General features: G+C 46.2%; 21 protein-coding genes. 9 read left to right on the plus strand and 12 right to left on the minus strand.

Features of this window, described 5'->3' with window-relative positions; genetic code table 11:
• Positions 1 to 68 precede the first annotated feature (68 nt).
• On the minus strand, positions 69 to 311 hold the full coding sequence (locus AC5YB3_RS18595; RefSeq protein ID WP_006080930.1) for a hypothetical protein: 243 nt from the start codon (positions 309 to 311) through the stop codon (positions 69 to 71).
• A gap of 255 nt (positions 312 to 566) precedes the next feature.
• Here AC5YB3_RS18595 and AC5YB3_RS18600 point away from each other — a divergent pair, with 255 nt between their 5' ends.
• The 4 genes from AC5YB3_RS18600 (at position 567) to AC5YB3_RS18615 (ending at position 3562) form a co-directional block, all read left to right on the plus strand.
• Positions 567 to 848 carry a DUF134 domain-containing protein gene (locus AC5YB3_RS18600; RefSeq protein WP_006085187.1) on the plus strand — a complete coding sequence of 94 codons (282 nt, stop codon included), beginning with the start codon at positions 567 to 569 and terminating at the stop codon, positions 846 to 848.
• A 45-nt stretch (positions 849 to 893) separates the two neighbouring features.
• On the plus strand, positions 894 to 1325 hold the full coding sequence (locus AC5YB3_RS18605) for a transcriptional repressor (protein ID WP_494525910.1): 432 nt from the start codon (positions 894 to 896) through the stop codon (positions 1323 to 1325).
• A 36-nt stretch (positions 1326 to 1361) separates the two neighbouring features.
• Positions 1362 to 3071, plus strand: a complete 1710-nt coding sequence (locus AC5YB3_RS18610) for an FAD-dependent oxidoreductase (RefSeq protein WP_006085189.1) — start codon at positions 1362 to 1364, stop codon at positions 3069 to 3071.
• Between the two features lie 62 nt (positions 3072 to 3133).
• Positions 3134 to 3562: a PaaI family thioesterase gene (locus AC5YB3_RS18615; protein WP_006085190.1), complete on the plus strand. Its 429-nt coding sequence runs from the start codon at positions 3134 to 3136 to the stop codon at positions 3560 to 3562.
• Positions 3563 to 3749: 187 nt separating this feature from the next.
• Here the strand turns inward: AC5YB3_RS18615 and AC5YB3_RS18620 are convergent, their stop codons facing one another.
• From AC5YB3_RS18620 to AC5YB3_RS18630, 3 genes are read right to left on the minus strand one after another with little or no spacing between them, the layout of a single operon-like run.
• Positions 3750 to 6491 (minus strand): family 20 glycosylhydrolase, encoded by a 2742-nt coding sequence (locus tag AC5YB3_RS18620; protein ID WP_494525911.1) that lies wholly within the window; start codon positions 6489 to 6491, stop codon positions 3750 to 3752.
• The gene (locus AC5YB3_RS18625; RefSeq protein WP_432320385.1) at positions 6488 to 7330 is read right to left on the minus strand and encodes an ROK family protein; all 843 of its coding nucleotides are present in this window, start codon (positions 7328 to 7330) and stop codon (positions 6488 to 6490) included. The genes AC5YB3_RS18620 and AC5YB3_RS18625 overlap by 4 nt, the downstream gene beginning before the upstream one ends.
• On the minus strand, positions 7327 to 8625 hold the full coding sequence (locus AC5YB3_RS18630; protein ID WP_494525912.1) for an MFS transporter: 1299 nt from the start codon (positions 8623 to 8625) through the stop codon (positions 7327 to 7329). Before AC5YB3_RS18630 ends, AC5YB3_RS18625 begins: the two co-directional genes overlap by 4 nt.
• Positions 8626 to 9164: 539 nt before the next feature.
• Between AC5YB3_RS18630 and AC5YB3_RS18635 the strand changes: the two genes are divergently transcribed.
• Positions 9165 to 10139 carry an AraC family transcriptional regulator gene (locus AC5YB3_RS18635; protein ID WP_494525913.1) on the plus strand — a complete coding sequence of 325 codons (975 nt, stop codon included), beginning with the start codon at positions 9165 to 9167 and terminating at the stop codon, positions 10137 to 10139.
• Positions 10140 to 10148: 9 nt separating this feature from the next.
• Here the strand turns inward: AC5YB3_RS18635 and AC5YB3_RS18640 are convergent, their stop codons facing one another.
• Entirely contained in the window at positions 10149 to 11654 is a 1506-nt protein-coding gene (locus AC5YB3_RS18640) for a tryptophan halogenase family protein (RefSeq protein WP_494525914.1), read from the minus strand.
• Between the two features lie 67 nt (positions 11655 to 11721).
• On the minus strand, positions 11722 to 14358 hold the full coding sequence (locus AC5YB3_RS18645; protein WP_494525915.1) for a TonB-dependent receptor: 2637 nt from the start codon (positions 14356 to 14358) through the stop codon (positions 11722 to 11724).
• Positions 14359 to 14723: 365 nt separating this feature from the next.
• Between AC5YB3_RS18645 and AC5YB3_RS18650 the strand changes: the two genes are divergently transcribed.
• From AC5YB3_RS18650 to AC5YB3_RS18660, 3 genes are all read left to right on the plus strand, one after another.
• Positions 14724 to 15851 (plus strand): polysaccharide deacetylase family protein, encoded by a 1128-nt coding sequence (locus tag AC5YB3_RS18650; RefSeq protein WP_494525916.1) that lies wholly within the window; start codon positions 14724 to 14726, stop codon positions 15849 to 15851.
• 214 nt (positions 15852 to 16065) lie between these two features.
• Positions 16066 to 16851, plus strand: coding sequence for a hypothetical protein (locus AC5YB3_RS18655; RefSeq protein ID WP_432339984.1), 786 nt, complete (start codon positions 16066 to 16068; stop codon positions 16849 to 16851).
• A 154-nt stretch (positions 16852 to 17005) separates the two neighbouring features.
• Complete coding sequence (locus tag AC5YB3_RS18660; protein ID WP_006080939.1) at positions 17006 to 17428, plus strand: DUF3224 domain-containing protein; 423 nt, start codon at positions 17006 to 17008, stop codon at positions 17426 to 17428.
• 377 nt (positions 17429 to 17805) lie between these two features.
• Here the strand turns inward: AC5YB3_RS18660 and AC5YB3_RS18665 are convergent, their stop codons facing one another.
• Positions 17806 to 18360 (minus strand): BON domain-containing protein, encoded by a 555-nt coding sequence (locus tag AC5YB3_RS18665; RefSeq protein WP_012088703.1) that lies wholly within the window; start codon positions 18358 to 18360, stop codon positions 17806 to 17808.
• 305 nt (positions 18361 to 18665) lie between these two features.
• Positions 18666 to 19121 carry a hypothetical protein gene (locus AC5YB3_RS18670; protein ID WP_012088704.1) on the minus strand — a complete coding sequence of 152 codons (456 nt, stop codon included), beginning with the start codon at positions 19119 to 19121 and terminating at the stop codon, positions 18666 to 18668.
• 248 nt (positions 19122 to 19369) lie between these two features.
• Here AC5YB3_RS18670 and AC5YB3_RS18675 point away from each other — a divergent pair, with 248 nt between their 5' ends.
• Positions 19370 to 20743: a sigma-54 interaction domain-containing protein gene (locus tag AC5YB3_RS18675; RefSeq protein WP_494525917.1), complete on the plus strand. Its 1374-nt coding sequence runs from the start codon at positions 19370 to 19372 to the stop codon at positions 20741 to 20743.
• A 109-nt stretch (positions 20744 to 20852) separates the two neighbouring features.
• Here the strand turns inward: AC5YB3_RS18675 and AC5YB3_RS18680 are convergent, their stop codons facing one another.
• From AC5YB3_RS18680 to AC5YB3_RS18695, 4 genes are all read right to left on the minus strand, one after another.
• On the minus strand, positions 20853 to 21929 hold the full coding sequence (locus AC5YB3_RS18680) for an L-dopachrome tautomerase-related protein (protein WP_494525918.1): 1077 nt from the start codon (positions 21927 to 21929) through the stop codon (positions 20853 to 20855).
• Positions 21930 to 22159: 230 nt separating this feature from the next.
• The gene (locus AC5YB3_RS18685; protein WP_494525919.1) at positions 22160 to 23851 is read right to left on the minus strand and encodes a diacylglycerol kinase family protein; all 1692 of its coding nucleotides are present in this window, start codon (positions 23849 to 23851) and stop codon (positions 22160 to 22162) included.
• A 144-nt stretch (positions 23852 to 23995) separates the two neighbouring features.
• Positions 23996 to 24190, minus strand: coding sequence for a hypothetical protein (locus tag AC5YB3_RS18690; protein ID WP_006080946.1), 195 nt, complete (start codon positions 24188 to 24190; stop codon positions 23996 to 23998).
• Between the two features lie 24 nt (positions 24191 to 24214).
• Positions 24215 to 24391 carry a DUF1328 domain-containing protein gene (locus AC5YB3_RS18695; protein ID WP_126492406.1) on the minus strand — a complete coding sequence of 59 codons (177 nt, stop codon included), beginning with the start codon at positions 24389 to 24391 and terminating at the stop codon, positions 24215 to 24217.
• Between the last annotated feature and the right edge of the window lie 256 nt (positions 24392 to 24647).

Below are 24647 nucleotides of genomic sequence, written 5' to 3' on the forward strand. Positions count from 1 at the left end.
GAGTTATTCGTAATACCGCCGTAGTGTTAATTCAAAAGTTTTCAGGCAAAAGTTTTGATTCTAATTTGCTAGAGTCCCGCGACGGCTTCCATATCGAGTTCGATATCAGTACAGCCTTTGGCACAGTAAATTCCTGCCGCTTGTTCTGCCTTTGCCTGCTCAGGCAATATCACTTTTAATGTCTGTTTACAGCTAGGACATTGCACTGGCTTACCTTTAAATACCCGTTTAATCAGATTCTTCTGCTCATTGAACGAGGTCGCAGTGGTTTGATTTAACACGGCAAAGGGGCTAGTAGAAGCAGTTGTCATCGGCAGTGAAATCCTTAAAAATTGAGTGAATGATATGGCTTAAAAATGAGCAACTCACGACGCTGTCAATCGGCATTTGCCTTAGTTGTGGCGATTATAGCCTGAGTTTAGGTGATATTGAAAAGCTCAAATGCAAATAGCGAACGGTGCTTTCATGGCTTAGGCCGCTTTTAGCATTTTCCTCGTCTACTGATATAGGTTGCATATGAGAACTAAATCGAATATAAATGGCATATGCTATAAACGAGGTGTAACATGGTCAGACCAAAAATCCCCAGAACTATTTGTGGCCAAAGAGCCAATATCTGTTTTAAGCCTAATGGCATTCCTATGACACAGTTAGAGCAGGTGCCGCTGGCCGAGGACGAAATCGAGGCTATGCGCTTAGTTGATTTACTCGGTATGCAGCAACAGGAAGCGGCTAAATCAATGGGTGTATCACGTCAAACCTTGGCGAATTTAGTTAAAGGGGCAAGGTATAAGGTGGTTGATAGCTTAATCAACGGTAAAGCGCTGATGACAAACAATATCAACTGAGTATTGAACACTGGTAACGCGTATCGACGTGTCTAGGTAAGTGTAATGCAAGCAGTATTGAAAGACTCGGGCCTCAAAGTCACCACTCAAAGATGCAAGTTGCTTAAGTTTTTAACTCAAGTCGATAAGCAACATTTAACCATCGAAAATATCTATCAGGGGTTAAATGCGCAGGGCGAGACCATTGGCCTAAATACTGTGTACCGAATCATGGCGCATTTCGAACAAGCCGGCTTAGTGGTAAGGCGGTTTTTTGAGTCTGAAAATGCGATGTATGAGCTCAATGGGAAACCGCGTCATGAGCATTTAATCTGCTTAACTTGCGGCAAGTTAGTTGAGTTTGCCGATCCTTTGATTGACTTACGTTTATGGTTAGCAGCTGAACGTCACGGTATGAGTATCGATCATCACAGCCTTAATATTTATGGTCACTGTTTTGATTGTAAGCAAAAGCTTGAGAGCAAATCGGGTAGATAGACGAAATATTATTCGTTAATTTTATTGGAGAAGAACATGACTAAAATAGTGATTGTAGGCGGTGTTGCTGGTGGCGCATCTGCAGCAGCAAGAGCAAGACGTGTATCAGAAACTGCTGAAATTATCATGTTAGAGCGAGGCGAGTTTATTTCATTTGCGAACTGTGGCTTGCCTTATCATATTGGCGGTGAGATAGAGTCTAGAGAGGCCTTGTTGCTGCAAACGCCTGAAAGCTTTAAATCACGTTTTAATATTGAAGTGCGCGTGTTTAATGATGTGATTGCAATTAATCGACAAACCAAGCAGTTAAGCATACGTAATCTGCTCACAGATGAAGTCTATCAAGAGTCATATGATAAGTTGTTGCTAAGTCCAGGTGCCTCGCCAATCAAACCTCCAATTAGCGGCATTAATAGTCATTTTGTGCATAGCCTGCGAAATATTCCCGATATGGATAAGGTGTTAGCTAACCTTCTGCTGCATAAACCTAAGCATGCCACTGTCGTCGGTGGTGGCTTTATTGGTTTAGAGATGGCAGAAGCACTACGACATAGAGGATTAGAGGTGAGTTTACTAGAGCTTGCCGACCAAGTGATGGGGCCGGTCGATGTTGAAATGGCCAATATACTGCATCAAAAATTAGTCGATAATGGCGTGGATTTACGTTTAAAAACAGGATTGACCGCAGTTCATGAGCGTCCTATTCAACCGGCTGAATCCGACATTACCGATGACTACGATACGCCAGTGTTTCCTCATTACCATCTACATTTAGATTTGAGTGATAACAGCAGCTTAGCTACAGATTTAGTGATCCTTGCCATAGGTGTTAAGCCTGAAACCCGCTTAGCATCTGAATGCGGTTTAACCTTAGGCAAGCTCGGTGGAATTTACGTTGACGCCAGTATGCGCACTTCTGACCCGGACATCTATGCCGTAGGCGATGCGATTGAAACTGATGATTTTGTTACAGGTAATCCAATACTTATTCCACTCGCAGGTCCCGCCAATCGTCAAGGTCGATTAGCCGCAGATAATATGCTTGGCGGCAATAAGCTGTATCGTGCCACCCAAGGTACTGCAATTTGTAAATTGTTTGATATGGCAATCGCCTCAACGGGGTTAAACGAGAAGAGTTTGCTAAGGCAAGTTATTCCGTTTGAAAAGATTTATGTGCACACCGCTAGCCATGCCAGCTATTACCCTAGAGCACATCCCATTACCCTAAAGCTGTTGTTTTGCCCTGATAACGGCCGTATTTTAGGGGCTCAAGCCGCTGGGATTGATGGCGTCGACAAACGCATTGATGTGTTAGCAGTAGCACAACGGGCAGGAATGACAGTTTATGATTTAGCCGATCTTGAACTCACTTATGCACCACCCTTTGGCTCGGCGCGTGATGTAGTGAATCAAGCCGGCATGGTGGCTGCAAACGTCTTATTAGGTGATGAATCCATTTGCCATTCTCAGGAACTAGATCATCTGACGGCTGAACAAGTCATTATCGATGTGCGCAACCCGAGCGAGCTAACGGCAGTGGGTGCCATTGTTGGTGCGATTAATATTCCGTTGCCAGTACTGAGAGACAGGCTCAATGAACTTCCTAAAGACAAAGAACTGCTCGTATTTTGCCAAGTGGGTCTGCGCGGGCATGTCGCTTATCGGATGTTAGTGCAACATGGTTTTAAGGTACGCAACCTCAGTGGTGGCTATAAAACTTATCAAATGGTTAATGCACGTTTTTAGTGAATAACAGCATTAAAGATGGATTTTAAAACCATTTACATCCATCAATAAATAGGTGCAGCGTGAACAATTATCAAGATTGTAAACAAAGCCACAGCCAATGCCTTGTCTGTGGCGACGCGACTCAAAACCCTTTGTCGTTGCAGTGTAAGTTTTTTGCTGACGGTAAGGATCAGGTTGTGGGTTATCATAAGGTCAATCGCCAGCTTCAGGGCTATAACAACCTACTACATGGAGGCGTTGCCAGTTCCTTAGTGGATGCCGCTATGACCCATTGTTTGTTTATGCAGGGCATAAAAGCATTAACTGCTGAAATGACTGTGCGTTTTGTTGCGCCAATAAAGGTGGGAGATGCCATTAAAATTGTCGGCCGAATCGTGAGCCAGCGTATGGGAATGTACCAATTGGAAGCCTCACTTTATGTGGCTGATATCGCGTGTGTGACTGCTAAGGCAAAATTTATTCAACCTAAGAGAGGTGTAATAAATTAACCCTGTTAGGTAGCCGTGTAGCAATTTGATTTTAAATAATTAATTAACTTTTTAGAGAGCTTCAAGCATAAAGTCGTAATCTCAGATTGATAACGTGAGCGTTTCAAAAAAACAAATATCAGCGGCATCAGTTGTGCGTTAACGCGTCGGCCATCATATGTGATGGCCGATATTGTGCGATGAACGATTAGAGGGAGCTTTGCCAAGTCGATGGGCGAGAGTAACGCGTACCATCTTTGACTCTGGCGCGGATGTGTTTGACATCATTAAGCTTGAAAGCTTGGCGGTAGCTTAGCCAAGGTCCTGAGTCGAGTTGGTATTCCAGCTCGGCATTGGGATATAAGCTATTGAGCACTAACAGCTGATTTTCAACAAGAATCCCAGGTGGTGCTATGCGGTAGAAAACTCCCGCTTTTGCTAACTTAGGCTGCACTTTATTGGCGTAAACTGCGGCGAAGGTTTGCCAATCCTGTTTGAGGACTTGTTCGGCTTGGCCATTGAGTTGACTGGCAAAATATTGAGTCTGTTGGCTATAGATTTTACCTTGATAATCATAGGCTAATTCCCATGGCGCCTTATGCCATGCCCGTTCGGCGAGGGCGACCATGCGCGGGAATAACATGTACTCGGCTTGCTCGTCCGATTGCACCATTTCGCTCCAAAGATGCCCCTGCAAGCCATAAAAACTGCGGCCAGCATGCAATTGGCTTTGAGTATCATCTAAGGTAAAGGGCTGATTAAGCGTGTTACGCCAGCGCTCGGCGTGGGCGGGCAGGTTGTCTGGCATAAAGCTAAACACCTTAAAACTGTCAATCCCCCTCGAGGCCCAATGATTGCCGCGCTCATCTGGATGGCTAGCATAGGGGAAATCAAAATAGGTGACTTCCGGCGTTGAGATCACCACCTTCCAGCCTAAATTGGCTTGCTTATGGGCGATTTGATGACCGTTATCCGAAATCAGCGACCAAGCATTAGATTGCACTTGGGGGGGCATGTTTTCGGGGCGCACTTCACCCATGCCATCATTCCAACCTGCGGCAATAATCCCTTTATCTGCCAGCATGTTAGCAACGCGTTCGATAAAGTAACCATTGAGCGAATGCAGTCTGGTTAACTCATCGGCTTTTTGTTGCTTCATTGCGATACACGCGGGAGAGTCGACCCAAGCGCCCGCGGTTTCATCGGCACCTATGTGGTAATGCACTAAGGGAACGCCTACGGCTTGGTGCATTTTTTTGACTTCATCAATCACAGTATCGATAAAGTGGTAGGTGCTCGCCAAGCACACATTGAGTGTATTGTCGTGATAATACTGAATCGACGAATATTGGGTTTTATCTGCAAATTCAGTCAGTAAAAACTCCTCCGCCTTAGCTTTGTCTCCCTTGGATAGATAATGGTGATAACGCGCCTCCATGGATTTTATCGCGGCGCGGGAATGCCCTGGCATGTCCAGTGAGGGGATCATTTCGATATGGTGAGCATCAGCCAGTTGTAATATTTCTTGGTATTGTGCCACGGTTAAGTAGCCATCGACGGGATTAACGTCCGCAATTCCGCTGCCTAGTTGTGGCAATAAACAGGTTTGCTCGGTTAAATCGAAACAGCGTTTTGCGCCCACATCGGTCAGTTCGGGTAAGCCGGGTATGGCTAAACGCCAGCCTTCGTCGTCGGCTAAGTGCAAATGCAGCTTATTGATTTTATAGGCGGCGAGCTGTGGAATGATGCGTTTTATAAAATCGAGCGAGTGAAAGTTACGGGCTAAATCGATATGCAGGCCACGAAAGGCGTAGCGAGGTTGGTCTTGGATCTCGATGGCGACGAGTTGATCGTCACTTAAACTGATCAGCCCAGCTAGGCTTTGTAGGCCATAGAAGAGTCCCGCTTCACTGCCCGCTCGAATACTGATTTGCTTGGCCGTTATGGTTAACCGATAGGCTTCGCTTATTTTCATTTCACTATCATGGGCTTCAGTGCTGGCGACTTTAGGATTTTGAGTATCGAGTTGCAATAACAGCGGCGTGCCTTTGTCCTTGGCCACAAAGCCTAAACTGGCGAGGTAATCAAACGCCGCCTGCCGTCCTTTAAAATTGACAGTCGCAGCCGTGAGTCGATAACCTTTGGCAAGGGATAAAGGCGCCGAGTCTAGGCTTTGGCTGTGAAGTGGCGTGGGGATGAGTTTGCCGCTAATGTCTGGTGCTTTGTCTGCGGCTAAGGCTTGATATTGCTCGGCTAAATACTGGCCATCGGCAAAGGGGGTTGCATCGTTTTTTGCCAGTAAGAATTGTTTCTCTGCATTAAAAGGCGCCAGGTAGTCTTGCTCGGCTAAACCGGTTTCTGGATCGCGCTTTGTTTGGGTGCTCTTGATAACCTGCGCCTTATCGCCCATAGCGACAAAGAAGTTTGGCATAAACTCGGAACGGGTGATTTGGCTGCCTTTGCTATAAAACTCAATACGATAAACTTGATTGGCGACGAAGCCCTTAAAGCTGGCTTTAGGAGTGATTTTATGTAAATCGCCATTGATATGCTCAATGCTAAAGTCACCCGCATCGACGAAATAAACAGGCGATAATTGGCTGAAATAAATTTGCCAGTCGCCGTGATTTAACTCTTCACTGGATAGCTTGTCACTAGATAGCTGAGCGGGCAAGGTCAGCTCAATGGCAGAGCGATAGCATTGGGTTTCTTTTGCGGGACAGGTTTCAAGATAACTGGCGGTTAACTGATAATTTAATTGGAGCTTATCGGCCAATTGATTAAGTGCGACATGATTTGCCTCCTGCACGGCGTTGGCTGCCTGTACTGATGGCATAACAAGTATTGAAAGCACAGGCATCGCGGGAAGCACGGCCATTATGCCGCTGACTAAGGCCGTCTTAATCCTCTGCCACTTTATTTTACCTTTCTCTTTCGTTAGTCCTTTCACTTAACTGAGTCCTTTTGTTGTAAAAACCACTGCGCGGCACCTATGAGTGCCGCATTGTGATGTTGGCTGGCTGAAATCGTCAAGTCCGCCAGTTGCGGGCCATAGACTAAGCTTTGCAATTTCTGTTTAAGCGCTTCAATAAAGAAGGGAAAGCTTTTGCTGACTGAGCCGCCAAGGACGATATCTTTGGGATCGTATACCAGTAAGGTTTGGGCGATCATGTGCGCCAAGTGTTCACCAAAATGGGCGAAGGCTTGTAGCGCTTGGCTATCACCTTCACAGGCTTTTTGATACAAATGTTCGCCACTCATGTGATGGTGAGTGGTGAAGTATTGCCCCGAGCAGTAGTGCTCAATAATGCCATCGCGATAACTCAAACTGCCGATTTCACCTGCGGCGCAATGTTTACCCGAATACAACTGACCATTAAAAATCACCCCAGCGCCCACGCCAGTGCCTAAGGTAATCCCGAGCATGTCTTGATTGCTGTTGAGCACAGCTTCGCCAAGGGCAAAGAGGTTAGCATCGTTATTTACAACCACATCCATTTCAAAGGTATTTTGCAGTTGCTGGGCTAACTGCGTTGCCGTCAACGCAGGGATATTGAGCACTTCGAGTAAAGTGCCGCTTTGCATATCCACCATGCCGGGTATCCCGATGGAAATACCATAGGTTTCAGGCGTGAGATGGCTGTGGATACAGGTCACGAGGAAATCGAATAACTGTTCGAAATTGCCATCGGCGGGAACGGGATACCGCCAAGTGTCGAGTAAGGTTTTACCTTCCACCTGTGCCAACATCAGTTTAGTTCCCCCAAGATCTAAACATAGGACGCTCATAATAGCTTGTTGCCTCTCGTGTTGGTTGTTGCCATCTGCTTAGAACCGTCATTCTTTGATGCCGCTTTTGTTGAAAATAGGGTGGTGTTTTTAATCAAGGGGCGAGCCGTTAGCGCGACATAACCTATGTAAGCCATAGGGATTAACAGCACTAACATCCCGAACCGTAACTCGCCGGACAGCTCACTGATAACACCAATGATCGGCGAGATAAACGCGCCGCCGATAATGCCAGTGCAGAGAATGCCAGCGAATGATCCATGATCTTGGGCGCGAGAATTGAGCGCCAGCGAGAAGATCACCGACCACATGATAGAAATGAAAAAGCCAACCAATGGGAAACAAATTAATGCTAGTTGGCTCGGTCCCCAAATCGCCACCAGAAAACAAACCAGTGAACTAAGGGAAAAACTGAGCAGCAAGATCTGACTGTCGATAAGCTTAAGTAGCAGCAAACCGAGTAGGCAGCCGAGCGTCATGTAAAACCAAAAATCGCTAACCACATTGGCGCCGACACTTAAGGTATCAAGACCATGATATTGCGACAAAAAGACTGAGATACTGTTAGCAAGCCCTTGCTCAAGTGCGACGTAGGCGGCGATAGCGAAGAAGAATTTCAAAACGGTTTTATCTTTGAAAAGGCGTAAATGGGTCTCCAGTGCACCCGCCGACTCATCCGCCAATTTATCCACTTTGGGCATCTTCACTAGGCTTGCAAAGAGCACCATGGCGAGTGCGACCACGGCAAATAACCAGTACATGGCAAGCCAACTCATGTTCTCGGGCAATAGCTGTTGCACATAGTTTGCGGATGCTGCACTGGCTTGATCTAAGGCGACAAAATGCTGGTACACCAGCGGCGCTAAGGTTGCGGCGCCGCCAAAGGCGAGTTGGGCCAGTACGGAGAAAAAGGCAAAGTGCTCAGGCCCCGCGGCTTGGCGCAGTAAGGGATTCACTGCTACCTGCAATAAACTCATGCCAGTGCCGATACAAAACAGGCTAAACATGGCGATGCTAAAGGTAGGGAGACACACAAAAGTGACGGCGCCGATAAACGCGAGGCTAAAGGCTAAGATGATCACCCGTTTTTCACCGTACTTGTCCACCCAAATTCCCGCAGGAATCGATGTCACGCCGTAGGCGATAAAAAACGCAAAGGGAAATAGCCCCGCCAACGTCAGACCGATAGCATAACTGTCAATTAACGCAGGGAAAATCGGCCCCATACTGTTGGTCATCAAGGAAATCACAAAGAAAGTGCAGAGGACAAACAGAATGATGAGTTTGTGTTTCATGTGCTTAGCCAATTGAATTAAGTGAAATTCATTGTGGACTGACGCTCGCTATGGCGGTGATACGAATAGTGCCTCTGTCGATACTTTTCTCACATATGCAAATCGTGTTCGCGCAGATTTGGCTGATTTACATCAGGTGCAGTTAATACGGGCTGTAGATACTTGTAAATACTGGCGATAGATACTGGCGATAGATACGAGTTGCAGTTAGCTGCTGCGGATAGGCATAGGTAAAACCGTGTTTTAGTATCTGTTAATAAAGTGTTTACTTGTAAAATAGTTACCTTTAATTAACATTGGATAGAATAGTATTAGAGTAACGGAGTTGAGTATCACTGTAGGGCTGACTTGCTATAGACAATAGTGCGCGAGGCACAGCGATTTAGCCGAGCTGATAGGTCAAGGCTTGCATTAAAAATAAGGTTTAAGTAATTGAATAATTTAACAGGATGGAATAACTGCTAGCTTGAGTGAATGGCGTTGATCTGTAAGAGCTGATTGAAGCTAAGGTAAAGGAATGAGTAACTGGAGTTTAATGGATGAAACCTCTGTGTGAAAAAGTGATCCCCGATGAAAACAGCTCTTGGCGTTACTTTCGCTATGAATGGGACCACATGGATCTCAACTGGCATTATCACCCCGAGTACGAAATCTGCTTAACCCTCAACAGTTATGGCATGCGTTATGTGGGCGACCATATTGCCCGCTATGGCGATTATGATTTAGTGATCATCGGCCCAGACATGCCCCACGGCTGGCAATCCGAGGCTAACCTTGATATTTCACCTGACGAGGCTTCAAAGAACGATTGTTTGAAAGGCGGCACTTCAACTGCGGTCGGTTTGAAAGAGCCCAGTTTGAAGGGCTCCGCTTCGAAAAGTCGAGTGAAGGAAGTCGTGTATGTGGCACAAATTCCCGCAGCCTGGCTACACCAAATTGTGAATGAGCAGCGCGAGTTAGCATCCTTGCATTCTCTTTTGACCCATGCCAAACGGGGCGTGTTGTTTAGTGAGGAAACGGCGCGCAAGGCGCATAGCGTGTTTATCGCGATGGAGACGGCCAATCCCTTTAAACGCTATATTTTGTTATTGGAATTATTAGCGTTATTACAACAGGATAGTCAGCAAGAACTCTTGTCCAGTACCTTGTTCACCCACGGCAGTAAGCTCGACTTTACCGTGAAAAAGCTCGATAAAGTGATTGAGCATATTTATGACAATTACACTCAGGCCTTGTCGGCACAGGACTTGGCAAAGTTGGCGCACATGAGCACCAATCATTTCCATCGCTTCTTTAAAAAACGCACCGAGAAAACCTTAACTGAGTTTATCAATCAACTCAGGATCGCTAAGGCGTGCAAGTTATTACTCTCGAACCAGAGCCCGATTTCAACCATCAGCGATCAGTGTGGTTTCAATAATTTATCTAATTTCAATCGACGTTTTATTCAATTTAAAGGCGTCACGCCGAGTCGCTTTCGTCAGCGCTTTAGCAGTAAACAAAGAGCGATTTAACCCTTACTATCACAAATGCTTAGGCTGAAAATACTGCTCCACTAAGGTTTGGCAATAGCTTATCGCCTGCGCCGTGATCTCCGCTGAAATCGGCTCAAATGGGCGCTTCAGTTTAGGGTCACGGTAATCCATTCCCGCTAATAGCGCATACCAAGAAGGGCGAAAGTAGGCTAGCTGCTGATCGTATTGATAAAGCAGTAAATCAAAGTCTTCCCCTTGATACCAAGCTTTTAATAGTTGCGTCAGCCTTTGGGAAATAGCGACTTTTCTCGCTGCCACCCAATAAGCTTCGCTGCGCTGACTGGTGACATAATGGGCCTGAATGTAATCCTTTATGCCGAGCACTAACTGCATTACTGCTTGATTTAATGTTTGTCGACTTAAGGTTTCTGCCTGCTTATTTAATTGATAGCGCTCGAATAACGACATAAATCTTTCAAGGGTGAACTGAGTCATCATGATCGACGTGGCTTCGAGCGGCTCGATAAAACTTTGCGCAAGCCCTATCGCCAGCACATTGTTGTGCCAAGCCTTGTCACTGACGCCGACCCGCAGCTTGAGAAACCGCACTTGGGTCGACTCGGGTAAATTTACACTGTGCAATAATTCCTTAGCCGCGGCATTGGCACTGAGGTGGCGACTACTATAAACATAGCCATTGCCAAGCCTGTGGGTGAGGGGGATTTGCCATAGCCAGCCCGCACTGAGCGCCGTGGCGCGGGTATGGTACTTGGCCTGCTGTGCTTGAGTCTGAATGGGATCCATTAATACAGGTACAGTAACGGCGCTGTCGTTGAGTAACTCATCTGCGAAGGATTGAAAGGGCACGCCTAGGGCTTTATGGATTAGCTTAGCGCTAAAGCCGCTGGCATCGATGAAAAAATCGGCGTTAAGTCGTTCGCCATTCGCCAGGATCAGTGTCTCAATCTGCTGGTGTTGGGTGGTTGAAACCTCAACCACATCAGCAATGATCTGCCGTACGCCGCGCTGGCAGGCATAATCTTTTAAGTAGTTGGCCAGCTCAGTCGCATCGAAGTGATAGCCGTATTCGTTAGCGCAGGGTAGTGTTTTCTTCGGCCTTGGGCTGAGATTGTGTTTGGCCAGTACGCCGCTAGAGAAAAACGCATCGGGTTTAACGGCACTGCCATGACCGCGGCGTCTTGCATTGGCGTTGATAAAAAAGACTTCGGCGGGTTTTACATCCATTTGAAAATAGAAAGGGTGGAAATATTGCTGCCCGTCACCATTCCAATTGATAAAGTCGATGCCGGTTTTATAGCTGGCGTGGCATTGCTCCATCCAATCTTTTTCGCTAATGCCTAAGTTGTCCATAAAGCGTTTTAGGTGTGGCGTAGAGCCTTCGCCAACGCCGATAGTGCCTATGTTGTCCGATTCCACTAAACAGAGTTCAATGGCGGCAAATACGGGGTTATTCGCGAGGGCGGCCGCGGCCATCCAACCTGCGGTGCCGCCACCTAAGATAATGATTTTTCTGATTGCTTGCTTTACTTTCATGGCTTATCCCCGCTGCATTATCAACGCAAAAAGCCGACCCTAAGGTCGGCTATGGTGTGACTTAAGTTTAAAATTTGTAGCTGGCACCGACGAAATAGCGTGAACCAAATTCGATGGTGTTTTGGGTTAATCCGTATTTAACATCATAGGATTGCACTACTTCGTTGGTTAAGTTTACCCCTTCGAGTGAAACATCTAAGTTCTCCATCGCATGCCAAATAATCGAGGCATCGACTTGTTGATAGCTGTCGTTTAACACGTTTTGAATGTTACCCACGCCTAAGTATTCTGAACGCCAGTTATAGGCGATACGGGCGCTGAACAGATCATCTTCGTAGAAGAGTGAGCCGTTGAAGGAGTTTTCAGATACGCCTTCAATCATTTGTTCAGTGCCATCGGGTCGAGTGCTCTTACTGTCAACATAGGTGTAGTTGGTCAAGAAGCCAAAACCGCTTTCAAAGTTATGCTGTAGCTGGATTTCAAGCCCAGTCACTGAGCCGCTGCCGCCGTTGGCTGGGGCTGTGACGCGGCATTTATCCCACTCGGATTCTGACGCGCCGCAACCTTCAATGTACTGAGTCGACTCAGTGACAAACACTACGTTATCAATATCTTTGTAGAACAAGGCCGCCGACAACATAGAAGATTCAGTGAAGTACCATTCGATGCCAAGGTCGGCTTGATTCGCCTTATAGGGTTTCAAATTTGGATTACCGCCGGTAGCAGTACCAAAGTTTTTCGCTATGGCTAAACCAGGTTTGAGATCGCTGTAGTTGTTACGCGCCATCACGGAAGAGGCCGAAGCACGTAGGATTAAATCTTCTTGCAGATCGAAGGCGACGTTGATGCTCGGTAGCCAATTATCATAATTGACGGATTCATTGTAGGGCTTGCCATCGGCAAAACCGGTTGAGGTTTGGTCAGTGTTAACGTAACGCACGCCAAAGTTACCACGGTAGAATTCGCCGCTGAAATCCGCTTGGGCGTACAGGGCCAACATATCCTCTTCGACAGTGAAGGTGTTACCGAGATCGGCGACTTCCACTAACTCGCCATTGGCGTATTTCTCGCTGATAAAGGCCCACCATTTGTCTTCATCTAACTTGGCATAGGAGTCGAGCACATTGCCGCCGCTCTGGGAATGTAGCCCAGACAGCACGCCATCGCTCCAGTTGGCTAGGTTGCCATTAGGCACGAAACCTAGGATTTCTGCGGGGTTACGGTTGAAGGCATTACGCTCGAAATCACTGGTGTTGTACTTAATCCCGACCGCAATTTTGTTAATAAAATCATGGTCGAGTTGATATTCGAAATCGGACTGTGCGTAGGTCACTTTATGATCTTGCACTGTGGTTTCGTAGTTCGCCTCTTGGGCGTGCTTGAATTGGCTGGCATCGTTAGCATCTAAACTCGTCAGCACCACTTGGTAGGGACCGGTGGCGTCGTAACTAAAGCCACCATCGACACTGCCTTGACCATTAGGGAAGGCGGGGTCGCCAATTTTACCGCCTTGATCCGTCGCTGGGATCCACCAAGAAGATGAACCGCCTTGGGTGCCGCCATCTGAGGTCGATTGGCCAATGACGCCACTCACCGTAAAACTGTCTCCGATGTATTTTCCGGTTAAGTTGAGTACGTCAGACTTCATATTGACCGCGTGGCGTACCACAGGGTTATAAATAATCGACGCATACGCCGGTAGAATCGTTGCCGATGCCGTGCCGCCTTGGGCGTTGTTCACTACGTTGGTGGAGCCCGAACCGCGCGCACCAACGGTTAAGAAGTTGTGGTTTACGTGGGGGATATCGAGTTCAAAATTAAAGTAATCTAAGGTGAACTCTGTTTTGTCAGTTGGTGCAAATTGCAGTGTGACTTGGGCGCTGGTCCGTTCACGTTCCGCTCTAAATGCCTGCGAGCCTATGCCCCAAGCGCCAACGGTAGATTCTTGATTTTGCGCGGGATCGGCGGCGAAGTATTCATAATAACCACTGAGAGATTCCAGCACTTGGCGGCCACTGGTAATTTTTTCTACTGAATAGGCGCCTAAAATGCCGAACTTTTCGTCGTCATTTTTCCAACTCCCTAGGAAAGAACCACTCGGGTCTGTTTCATCGTACAGGCTGCTTTGGCTCAGCTCGCCAGCGACTTGATAGGTGTGGGCATCGAGATCTAAGGGCTTGCGGGTTTTGAGATCGACAGTACCGCCCAGCGCACCTTCTTCAAGTCTGGCGGTCGGGGTTTTGTGCATTTCAACCGCACTCACTTGCTCTGCCGACAATAATTCCATATTGAAGGTCCGCGTGGCGGGACCAAGGTCATACCAAGAAGTACTGGCAACGGTTTGACCGTTCAGCAAAATACGGCTCTGCTCTGGCGCTGTGCCGCGAATAGTGACACCGCTTACTTCGCCGTATTGCCTATCGACTGTGACTCCTGAAATTCGCTGCAGCGCATCACCGATGTTTTTATCGGGAAACTTACCTATGTCTTCCGAGGTGATGGCATCGACCGTGGAGTCGGCAAAGCGTTTGGTATTCATCGAGGCTTCAATCGAGCGACGTATGCCGCGGACTTGGATCACCTCCATATTTTCTGCCGTTGCCTCTTGTTGCTCCGCCGCGACTGCGGTTGAGCTCATCCCGAATAAGACGTTAGCGATACACAATGCGAGCAAAGAGCTCTTAAATAGTTGACCTTCTGACATGTTATAGCGTCCCTGTAGTGCTTTAGTGTTGTTTTTTCTCCAGTTAACTTACCTGTTATCGAATTGTTGATGCGGTACTTTTCACACTAGGATTGGTATTTTTCTATTGTGTTTAACGCGAGGGCGGCGGTGATTTCAACTTGAATGCTGATGGACGATTTAACGATTTAACGATTTAACGATTTAACGACTTAGCGTAGAAAAGTATGGCTTGTTGCTAGGATGGTATAACTAACGCCGGCTAGATTACTCACTATAGATAAGCCGAGCGAATGAGTGCGAGACTGTGTGCGAATAGAGATGCATTGGCGTTAACTCATTGCTTTTTAATCATTAGCCTCAAACATTATCTATAGGATGAGATCATGAAACTGAAATCGATAGCCGCCGCAGTTGGACTCTGTTTAGCGAGCGTAAGTCTTGCCCACGCCAGCGATAAAACCATTTACCTCACCTTTGATGATGGTCCAATTGACGCGACTTTAGGGGTATTGGATGCGCTAAAGGATGCCAATATCAAGGCGACGTTCTTTATCAATGCTTTTCATATGTATGGCGAAGGGGATGAAAACGAAGCGTTAGCGGCTGTCGCCTTACAACGTTTGCTAGACGATGGTCATATTCTGGCAAACCACAGTTACGATCATATGCTGCATAACTGCACCGATGGTGTGCAATCGGGGGCAGTTTATTGCAATCAAGTGGGTCTCTGGCCAGTTAAATCCTATCAAGATGCGGCTACCGACTTTACCTACTTTGTGACGAATACCGCCAAAGTGGTTGAACTTATTCCTAATGCCGCCAGTTATCCCAACAACAAGATGACTAAGTTGGCGCGTTTGCCCTATACCAATGGCTGGCGAGTGAGCAGTAAACTTAAAGGTGACGGCTTGTGTGCAACCTCTGATACTGTGCCGCCTTGGGACCCTGCTTTTGCTTGTACCGCCGAAACCTCTACCAACAGTTCGCAAGTTGCGGTGCAAATTCAAAACATGCTCGCCGAGAGTGATTATAAAATATTTGGTTGGGACTTTGATTGGGGGCCAGAGGATTGGGGCGTGGCTTTTCCAGCCGAATCTATGGCCGATGGGATTCAGCTGGTGGATAAAATCAATCAAGTGATCAACACCTGTGCGGGCACCACAATGAACCCTCTCAACAGTCGCACGCAGAACTTAGACTGCAGCGATGGTTTGCACGACGGTAAAGTGGTGATCTTGACCCACGACTTCCTGTTTGAGAATGCGCACCGTGGTCAAGGTGCGACCATCAATTTGCCTAAAATTAAACGCTTCGTGGAAGAGGCGCAGCGCCAAGGATACCGTTTCGACACGCTAGATAACTATGCCCCCGCTTGGCAGGATCAGCATGATTATCAGCAGCCTGATTTTGTCTCGTATCAAGATAAAATCTATTCCTTAGTGCAAGCCCATTTCTCCCAAAGTAATTGGCAACCGAGTCAAACCCCAGCCTTGTGGAAAAACGAGAAGTAGCTAAGTGTTGGGCTGAGTATTTACTCGGCCCATAATATTCACCGAGTAAAGGACATGTTGCTGAACTTAGCCTGACAAATTTCAAAATAGCGTCACTTTTTTACACTTTACCCACTTCGCTTTAACTCAGTATCTGTAATACTGCTCCGACATTGATTTGAAGTTGATCAGTGTTAGAAAAGCAGCGCACAAAGCGCGCGATTGGGGAGAGAAAATGAGTACGTTTGTAAAGTTAACCTTAGCGGGCACCTTAGTGATATTAGCCATACTCGCCGCAGGTATTTACCGTTTCAACATGACCAATGATGATATTTATATGGTGATGGAAGATGGTAAGGTCATGCAATACGACGAGGCTATGGCGCAGGAAAAAACGCAGGCACAGGCCAATGAGGTCGAAGTGGTGACACCGCTGGAGGTTAAGCCGGTGGCGAATGCGTCGGAAGTGATGCTTAAACTCTTTAGCTTAAATACCGCTAACCCGTTTGAAATTACCCTACCAGAGGGCGGTAAATCGGTTGCATTGACCCATTTTATTAAGATCAAGCAAACAGAATTTGCAATGGGCGATTATCAAGATGGCGAGGTAAAAGGCCGAGTATTACTGGATTATTTGCGCATTACGCCGTTAAATTTCGATCCCGCTTTAGAGCCCGACACCCAGAGTAACGCGCCCATTCAAGATGATCCTAAAATGCAGACTATGCCCTTTGTGGCACCGTTTATTGTGACGACTCAAGGTTCGGGGGCATTTTGGTATCTTGGCTTGTTTAGCCTCGATTTTGAACACAATAACTTGAAGCATTTAGGCAGCGTTATGCTGGGTGATCGCATTGAGGTGGACAATATTGAACCTGTTTATCCCTTCGAAGCTCCATTCAAAATTGCCGTGACTTATCGCGATAGAGCGCCTGACCAACCTATGTCTGAAAGCCCTGAAATCGTCAAAACCTTAGAGGTGACAGTCAGCGAAACTGGCATCATTAACATAAATCAGTAGTGAGTAGTCGTGCGCAACGGGTCGGGAGTAAATGCATTATGGATCTGCGCAGGCTTGTGCTAAGTTATTTTTCGTTCCGTGAATCATGCTTGCCGCAGCGGCAAGCATTCTCGGGTAGATAGACTTGGCATAATGTTTTGACAAGGAGAGTGTCATGCAAGTTAGCAAAATCACTGGGAAATTTGATGTTAAGCTCACTCCAGATAGCACCTATGCTACGGGTGTGGGCGGTGTGACGCTTGGGCGTATGGGTTTAGATAAAACCTTTTATGGCGAGCTTGAGGGCCGAAGCCAAGGGGAAATGCTCAGTGCAATGACGTCAGTCAAAGGCTCGGCTGGCTATGTGGCGATTGAGCAAGTGGTTGGCAAGGTGTGTGGTAAGCAGGGGAGTTTCGTGCTGCAACATTTTGGCATTATGACCGATGGACAAAACCGTTTGATCTTAGAAGTGGTTCCCCATTCCGGCGCGGGCGAGTTGCAAGGATTAACGGGCACTATGGCCATCAGTATTGAAAATGGTCAGCATTTTTATGAGTTCCAGTTTGGCTTTGAAGCCAGCGCTGAGCCCGCATTTTAACGCGACTTCAGGCATTATTTTTTAGGCATGATTGTTTCTGAAAATATAGTTTCAGGCACTATTGCTTAAGGTGTTATCGCTTCCAGCATTAGCCTGATGTCGTTCAATTTTCCTACCTTGATTTCGTTTTCTCAAACCTAGTCTTATCTACGTGTCCTAGAAGACCTTGCTTGATTGAGTGAAATAATGGACATAAAAAAACCAGCCTAGGCTGGTTTTTTGTTATTACTCTTTCTTATCAATCGAGTTCAAAAGTTGAGGCAAGATTAACGCCTTGTACTTAACTCTGACTGTTAAAGTGCTACAACTGTTAAAGCGCTACTTTTGAAAGCTAGTTTCAGAAAGTGCAGTTACAGAAAATGCAGCTTTAACTAGCGTTAAGAGGCTTTTTTAACGACTTTGATTTTATCGACAACTTTTTTCACATCGTCGGTATTCTCGGCAATTTTCAGCGCTAACTGACGTTCGGCATCGCTAGCAACTTCACCTTTTAAGGTGACGATACCATTGGCGACATCCACATTAATCTGGGTGCCAGAAACATCGGTTGAAAACAGTAAACGGGTTTTGACGACTGTGGCAACCTTAGAATCGGTCAACGACGCGACAACGTCACTGGTGCCTTCTTTCTCATTCATTACAGTGAGTTGGTTATCGACATCTTTTACCCCGTCTAAACTTTTGATCAGTTCAGAGGCGAGGGCTTTATCGACACTGCTTTCCACTTTACCTGTTAATGTGACGTTTCCGTCTTTCACATCGGTGATAATGTCAAAGGAATTGAGGTTAGTGTTGAGCAGTAAAGTGGTTTCAGCTTTACCATCGATCCACGCATCCTTTGCCCCGTCCTTCCAATCTTGAGCCGCTGCGACATTTAAACTGATTGAACCGACAAGTAAGGTCGCTAGTACTGATGCTGTTGTGGTTTTCATAATCATATCCTCCGTTGTTTTCCCGATGTTAGATAATGCGTGAATCGTGCCAGTTTTATTAAGTTATTGAATTTAATGCTTTTAGTTGATGGTTTCGATATTTTCATGTCTCAGCGATTTCCCCTAAGTCGGTCTTTTTTACCGACAAAATGTAATTTTTTCTGGTAAGCAAAGCCATCTTTAGAGCATAAAAAAACCGCACGAATAAGTGCGGTTGAGTGTGTAAGGTTTCGCGTATGCAGTAGCAAGCCGTATTAGTACAGAGACATCATATTGATGTGCACTGATGCTAACAGCTACAAGGATTAACTGGGGTTGAGTGAACTCATACCATCGCAACTGATTTGCAACCAAGCGGCACCTTCTGCGAGCTGATTGGCAAGCTGTGGCTGATGTGCTTGCCTTACCGCTTGTTTCATCTGGATTAACACTTGTTGTTCAATGGCGACAAGTGCGGCCATCGCTTGTGCCATATGGCATTGTTGCAGCAATTTGGTCACTTGAGTATAAGTCACTGGTATTGCATGACTTAGACCATGAATAGGCTCACCAGTTAGAGGGCGCAGCTGTTCAAAACGCGTCAACATTCGTTGGTGGATATTCGCTTTGGTCGAAAAAATACGCTTAAGGTTATAGTCTTCGACGTACGTCATTGCCTGATTGTAGAATGTTAGCCCTTCTTGATTGAGCTTTATTATTTCATCAATCAAACTGATATCGGCGCGGATATCAGTCTGATGTTGCACAACATTAGACTTCATGAATGCCTCCAAATGCCAGTGTTCGGCACAGTCCTGTTTAACGGTTTGGCTTAACTAATTGCGTTTCGTTCAGCTACCATGCATATTTTGTTCTCATTTTTAATGGTATGTTAACAGGCTGATTTTTAGGCTGATATTCTCGGTTACTTGCGCCATCCTCTTAGAATATCGGCAACTATTACCGTTGCTGTTGTTAAAATTTCACGACTGACATACAGTAGCCCTTCATACACAGGGAGTGGGATAGCATGGCTCGATTGACACTTTTTTATCACCTGCAGGATGTAAACGCCGAGCAAGCTATCTTAGAACTCGCCGGCGCAGCCGACTTTAATAAGCTACGCAGTGTCGATGATTTACCTTGGATAGAGCAGCTTGAGGCGAACCACATTGATGTTGCCATCATTGAGCTGTCTAGCCTTAGCCGTGAGGATTATCTTGGGCTGCTGGACAATACGGCCTTGTCTAATATCGAGTTTATTTTTCTCTCCGATGGTCAGCCGAACCCCAATCTTGATCAGTTAATGTCGAATTTTGCCTGTTATCATTTTCGTAAACCCTACGATATGACGTTGATCAGTGACATCTTCGCCGATTTTGCCCAGTATTTAGTCTCATCACCAATCCGGCCTCGGCCTTTTTCCAGCGAGCTAGACCAATATGGTTTGCTTGTCGGTTCCTCTGCAGCTATGCACAAGCTGTATCGTACGATACGTCGCGTTTCTGCGACCGACAGTAATGTGCTGATTATTGGTGAGAGTGGCGCAGGGAAAGAGCTCGTTGCCAATACCATACATCTTGCCAGCCCGAGATTGAACGAGCCTTTTATTGCAATTAACTGCGGTGCATTAAGCCCTGAGTTGGTCGATAGTGAGCTGTTTGGTCATGTCAAAGGCGCTTTCACTGGTGCGAATCGCGATCACAAAGGCGTATTTGAGCAGGCAGAAGGTGGAACCTTATTTCTTGATGAAGTCACCGAAATGCCGATTGAGCATCAAGTGAAGTTACTCAGAGTGCTTGAAAATAGCGAATATCGTCCCGTTGGCGGTGCCAAAGTGCAGTATGCCAATGTGCGGATTGTGGCGGCAACTAATCGTGATCCCATAGTGGCGATTGAGGCTGGGCAATTTCGCGAAGATTTGTATTTCCGTTTGGCCCAGTTCCCTATCCGCGTTCCACCCTTAAGGGAACGTGGCGATGATATTCTCGGGCTAGCGCAGCATTTTCTTGCCTATCGTAATGTGGCCGAAAAGCAGAATAAAAGCCTCGCTGAAGACAGTGCGCAGATGATTGCGGCATATCCTTGGCCAGGGAATGTGCGTGAATTAAAACATGCCATTGAGCGAGCCTATATTTTGGCAGATCAAGAGATTTTACCCAGCCATTTACAGTTGCCACAGGCAAGTGAAATGGGCGCTTCTGGCGATGACCAAGTCGTTATCCCGCAGGGCATGCGTTTAGATGACTTAGAAAAAATCGCCATTTATCAAGCATTAGAAACGACTCAAGGCAATAAAACCGATACTGCCGAGCAGCTGGGGATCAGCGTGAAAACCCTCTACAACAAGCTCAGCAAATACGAGCAGCAAATCGAAGCGGGTGAATCGAATGCAGAGATGTAGTTTTTAGGCTTAAAAGTGAAGGTTATGGGGGCGTTTACTTAGATTGCGATGAATGCTTTATGGCCCTTAAGCAAAAATGAGCTGCAACTTTGCAGTTGCAGCTCAAATATTATTGCCCCGCAGCGGTATCTTCACCGGTCCAGAGTCGCATGATGCGATAAGGTGGTTTAGCAGTTTCGGCCTGACCATTGAAGGCTTTTGCTTTATGCAATTGATTTACTGAAATATATAACCAACCCGTTTCACCAAATTGCACACTATCTGGAAAATCCAGTAGTGGAGAACTGACCGCTGTGGTTAGTGTGCCTTTGTTATCTAGCATGGAAATGGCATTGTGGTTCAAATTGGTAAAGTAATGATTACCTTGTTTGGACGTTGATGCGCCATCTGATACTGGCTTGGCTCCGACTAATTTTACAGTGGCGATAATTTTATTATCGTTGCCTGTTTGTAAAGCCGCAGTCGATAACTGATACCAGTGAGTGCCATTCATTGCGCCATAATAGAGTGTGTTTCCGTCAGCGGATAAACTGATCGGATTGACCGCGACACTGGCAACTTTGCCATTAAACAATGTTGTTTTGTTGTCTATGTTCATTACTGCATCCGCTTCGGCCTGCAGCGAACTATGATCTGAAAAACGTATTGTATGACCATCGTCAATACGAACCGCTATGAGGCCTGGGTTAGCGATATCGGCTAAGTAAATCCAGCCTTTTTGTGAATCGACAACCAGATCCTGCATAAAACTGCCTTTGGGCGCTAGTGCTTGCGGTAGGACGATTTGTTTATATAAACTGCCATCCTTAATGTTGAATCCCCAAATCCTTGTCTGGCCTAATTCTAACCCCATATCTGCGGTCCAAAGGTGTCCAGCTTTGTCCTGAGCAATCCCTAATAAGGTATCAAATTGAGTGGTATTGGCAGTCGATGTTTTTTGCAAATCCGTTGAAGGCCAAGCTTTATAAGCGTTGGTCTCACGATTAACTTCAATCAATTGCAAACCTGATGGTGTATCAAGTGGATGTACTGTGGCAAAAATCCGACCTTGTGCAGTTACGCTGACATTGCCTGGTCGTATTGGCAATTCAGCGACGGTTTCAAGACTTCCTATTGCTGTGGTGGCATTCACAAAACTACTGGCTGTCAAAGAAAGCCATAACGCTGATGTGACGAGGTGTTTCATATTCTAACTCCGCTTTTTGATTAAGGGCTGTAGAATAGAAGTTATTATTTACAAAAAAAAGAGTGTAAAAATCGGTTCTGTTTCAATATTATTTTGACAATAGGCAGGGGCGACTCGGATTTTTGGCCTCATTGAGCATTGAGCATTGAGCATTGAGCATTGAGCATTGAGCATTGAGCATTGAGCGTTGAGCGTTGAGCGTTGAGCGTTGAGCGTTGAGCATTGAGCCGTTATCCATCCTCTTCAGTTATTTCCTGATAAGGCACAAACACCTTAAGGGATGCGGGTTGGACTTCAATGGTGAGATCCGCGGGTTCAAAGATTTCGCCATCAATCACATATTTACACTTGGGCTCACTACTAATACGCACTTTTTTTGCGTGGGCGTGGTGAACCTTGGTTGTGCTAGATGGCACGTTAGGTGGCTTTGACTGTGTGTCTTTATTGCCTTCTTTTACCCATCCTGCAATGGCTAATTCGGCTAGGCTAAGGAGCTTGTCTGTCGGCTCACTGCCGGCATCTAGCCAGGTAATATCGAGCAGGCCATCTGTCATGTTTGGCTCGCCATCGCCCTGTGCTAATACGCTGGTAAAGGGGGCGGCATTGGCAACAATAAGGCTATGGGTGGTCAATGTTGTGGGCTCGGCATCATCTAAGCTGAGCTGTATGGTTAGAGTGATATCGGCATTCACGGCGCGCCATAAGCCATCGAGGTAGGCAAACTGGCCGAGGGCATTTTTACGTTCACGGCTCGCAGATTCAATCATCTGCTGTTCAAAACCAATGCCCACAAGTAGCAAGACTAAATGTTGATTACAGCGGGCAGTATCGATAGCTTGGTAATGGCCTTGGATAATATTATCTAAAGCCTGAGAGACAGGAATAAGCTTACTGCCTAAACCAAATAGCGCGTGGCTGAGAGCGTTAGTGGTGCCTAAGGGAATGATCCCTAAGGCGATGTCGGTGTTCACTATTTCCGATGCCACCTCTGTCACTGTGCCATCGCCACCACAGGCAATAATGATATCGGCGCCGCTACTACGGGCTTTTTTGGCGAAGGTATTTGCGCTGATATTTTCGCTGGTGAGCTTTAACGTTAGGTCAAAATAGGCTTTTAGTTCGTCTTGGATTTGCTCGCCATATTGTTGCCATTTGCCGCCGCCAGAGACCGGGTTGGCGATAATCCACGCCACTTTATGGATGTTGATTTTGCCTTGCTTGAGCATGTGTTCAAGGGCGCGTAATTGCCATTTGTTTAAGCCCGCGGTTTTGCGGACCTGCTTAATTTGTTGCAATACTTCGGCGAAGTTGCGCTGTTTATCTTTACAGACTAAATAGGCGGCGAGCACCAGTACTGAGCGGCCGCGCCCCATAGCACAGTGGATCAGCACCTGTTTATTGGCGCGCACTTGGCGATGTAACCAGTTAACGGCTTGATTGAGCTGGGCGCTGGTCGGCACGCTATGGTCGAGGATGGGAATGTTTAAATACTCGATATGATCTTCAAACTGCGACCAATCTAAGCCATCAAATTCGGCGGTCACATCAAGAATTGCGGTGATCTTATTGGCTTTGATTTTCTCCAGATCCGCAGAAAATAATCGGCAGCCGAGATACAACTGCTCATCTATCTTTTGCATCGACGGCACAGAGTCGCGTTTTCTCGCCCAATGGTTATACAGTCGGCTACCCAATAGAAACGGAATAAAGCCCCAGCGAATATACCAAGGGATAGTGCCATCTTGGCGCTTTCTAAAGATGCTGGCGAGATTAAACCAGTAGGCTGAACCGACTAAAAATAGCGACAGGCTTGTCCAAGCCCAAATAAAGGTGAGCAGGGGAGACGTACCCGTTACTGCAAAATAGGCGAGTAACACGGCACCCATAAAGTAGAAATATTTGATGTGGATTTTGCTTAGCATACGCGCCCTCCAATGCTGTTTTTTGATTTAACCGCTGCATGTTGAACGGCTGACTGAATCGGTGAATCGCGTTGTTAACATTAGATCAAAAGGGTGGCAGTAGATATGTCTATTGCCACCCTCAAGTTAGGTTAAAGTGTCAGATTAGCACTTAGTATCTTTAGCCTTAACGCCTTCTTTCACTTCTTCACAGGCATCTTCAATGGCATTACCTGCATCAGTCATCACTTCATCAATTTTTTCGCCGGCATCTTCGGCTTTGTTATCACTACAGGCGGTTAAACCTAAAGCGAGCAATAATGCCAGTGAAGCGCTTGTCATCAGAGTAAATGGTTTCATATACATCTCCTTTCTAAAAAATAATTAAAGTCGTGGTGACTTGCCCTTGAGGGCATTAATCAGCAGTGAAATCACGAGTAACACAATAAATAAGAAGAAAATAATTTTTGCGATACCTGCTGCTGCGCCTGCTATTCCAGTAAATCCTAATAGTCCAGCAACAATGGCAACAACCAGAAATACTAATGTCCAACCTAACATATCAACCTCCTCGCTTAGTATTAATCCTTCTTATGACCGAGTGTGTCATTTGTAAGGTACGGCTAATGGTGAATTAGATATTGCGAACTTAATGCCAACTTTGAAATAATTGCCTATGATTTTGATTTTAATTGACATTTATTTAATTGTCTTTCGGTTGGTTTGAGTGGGTATATCGATTGATATGCAATTTTTACCTAAGCTTCGGTAAGAGTTTCAGCCATATGTACGGCAATTGAAATTGATTTTTAGTGAG

It is taken from the genome of Shewanella sp. 1311 (assembly GCF_059338235.1).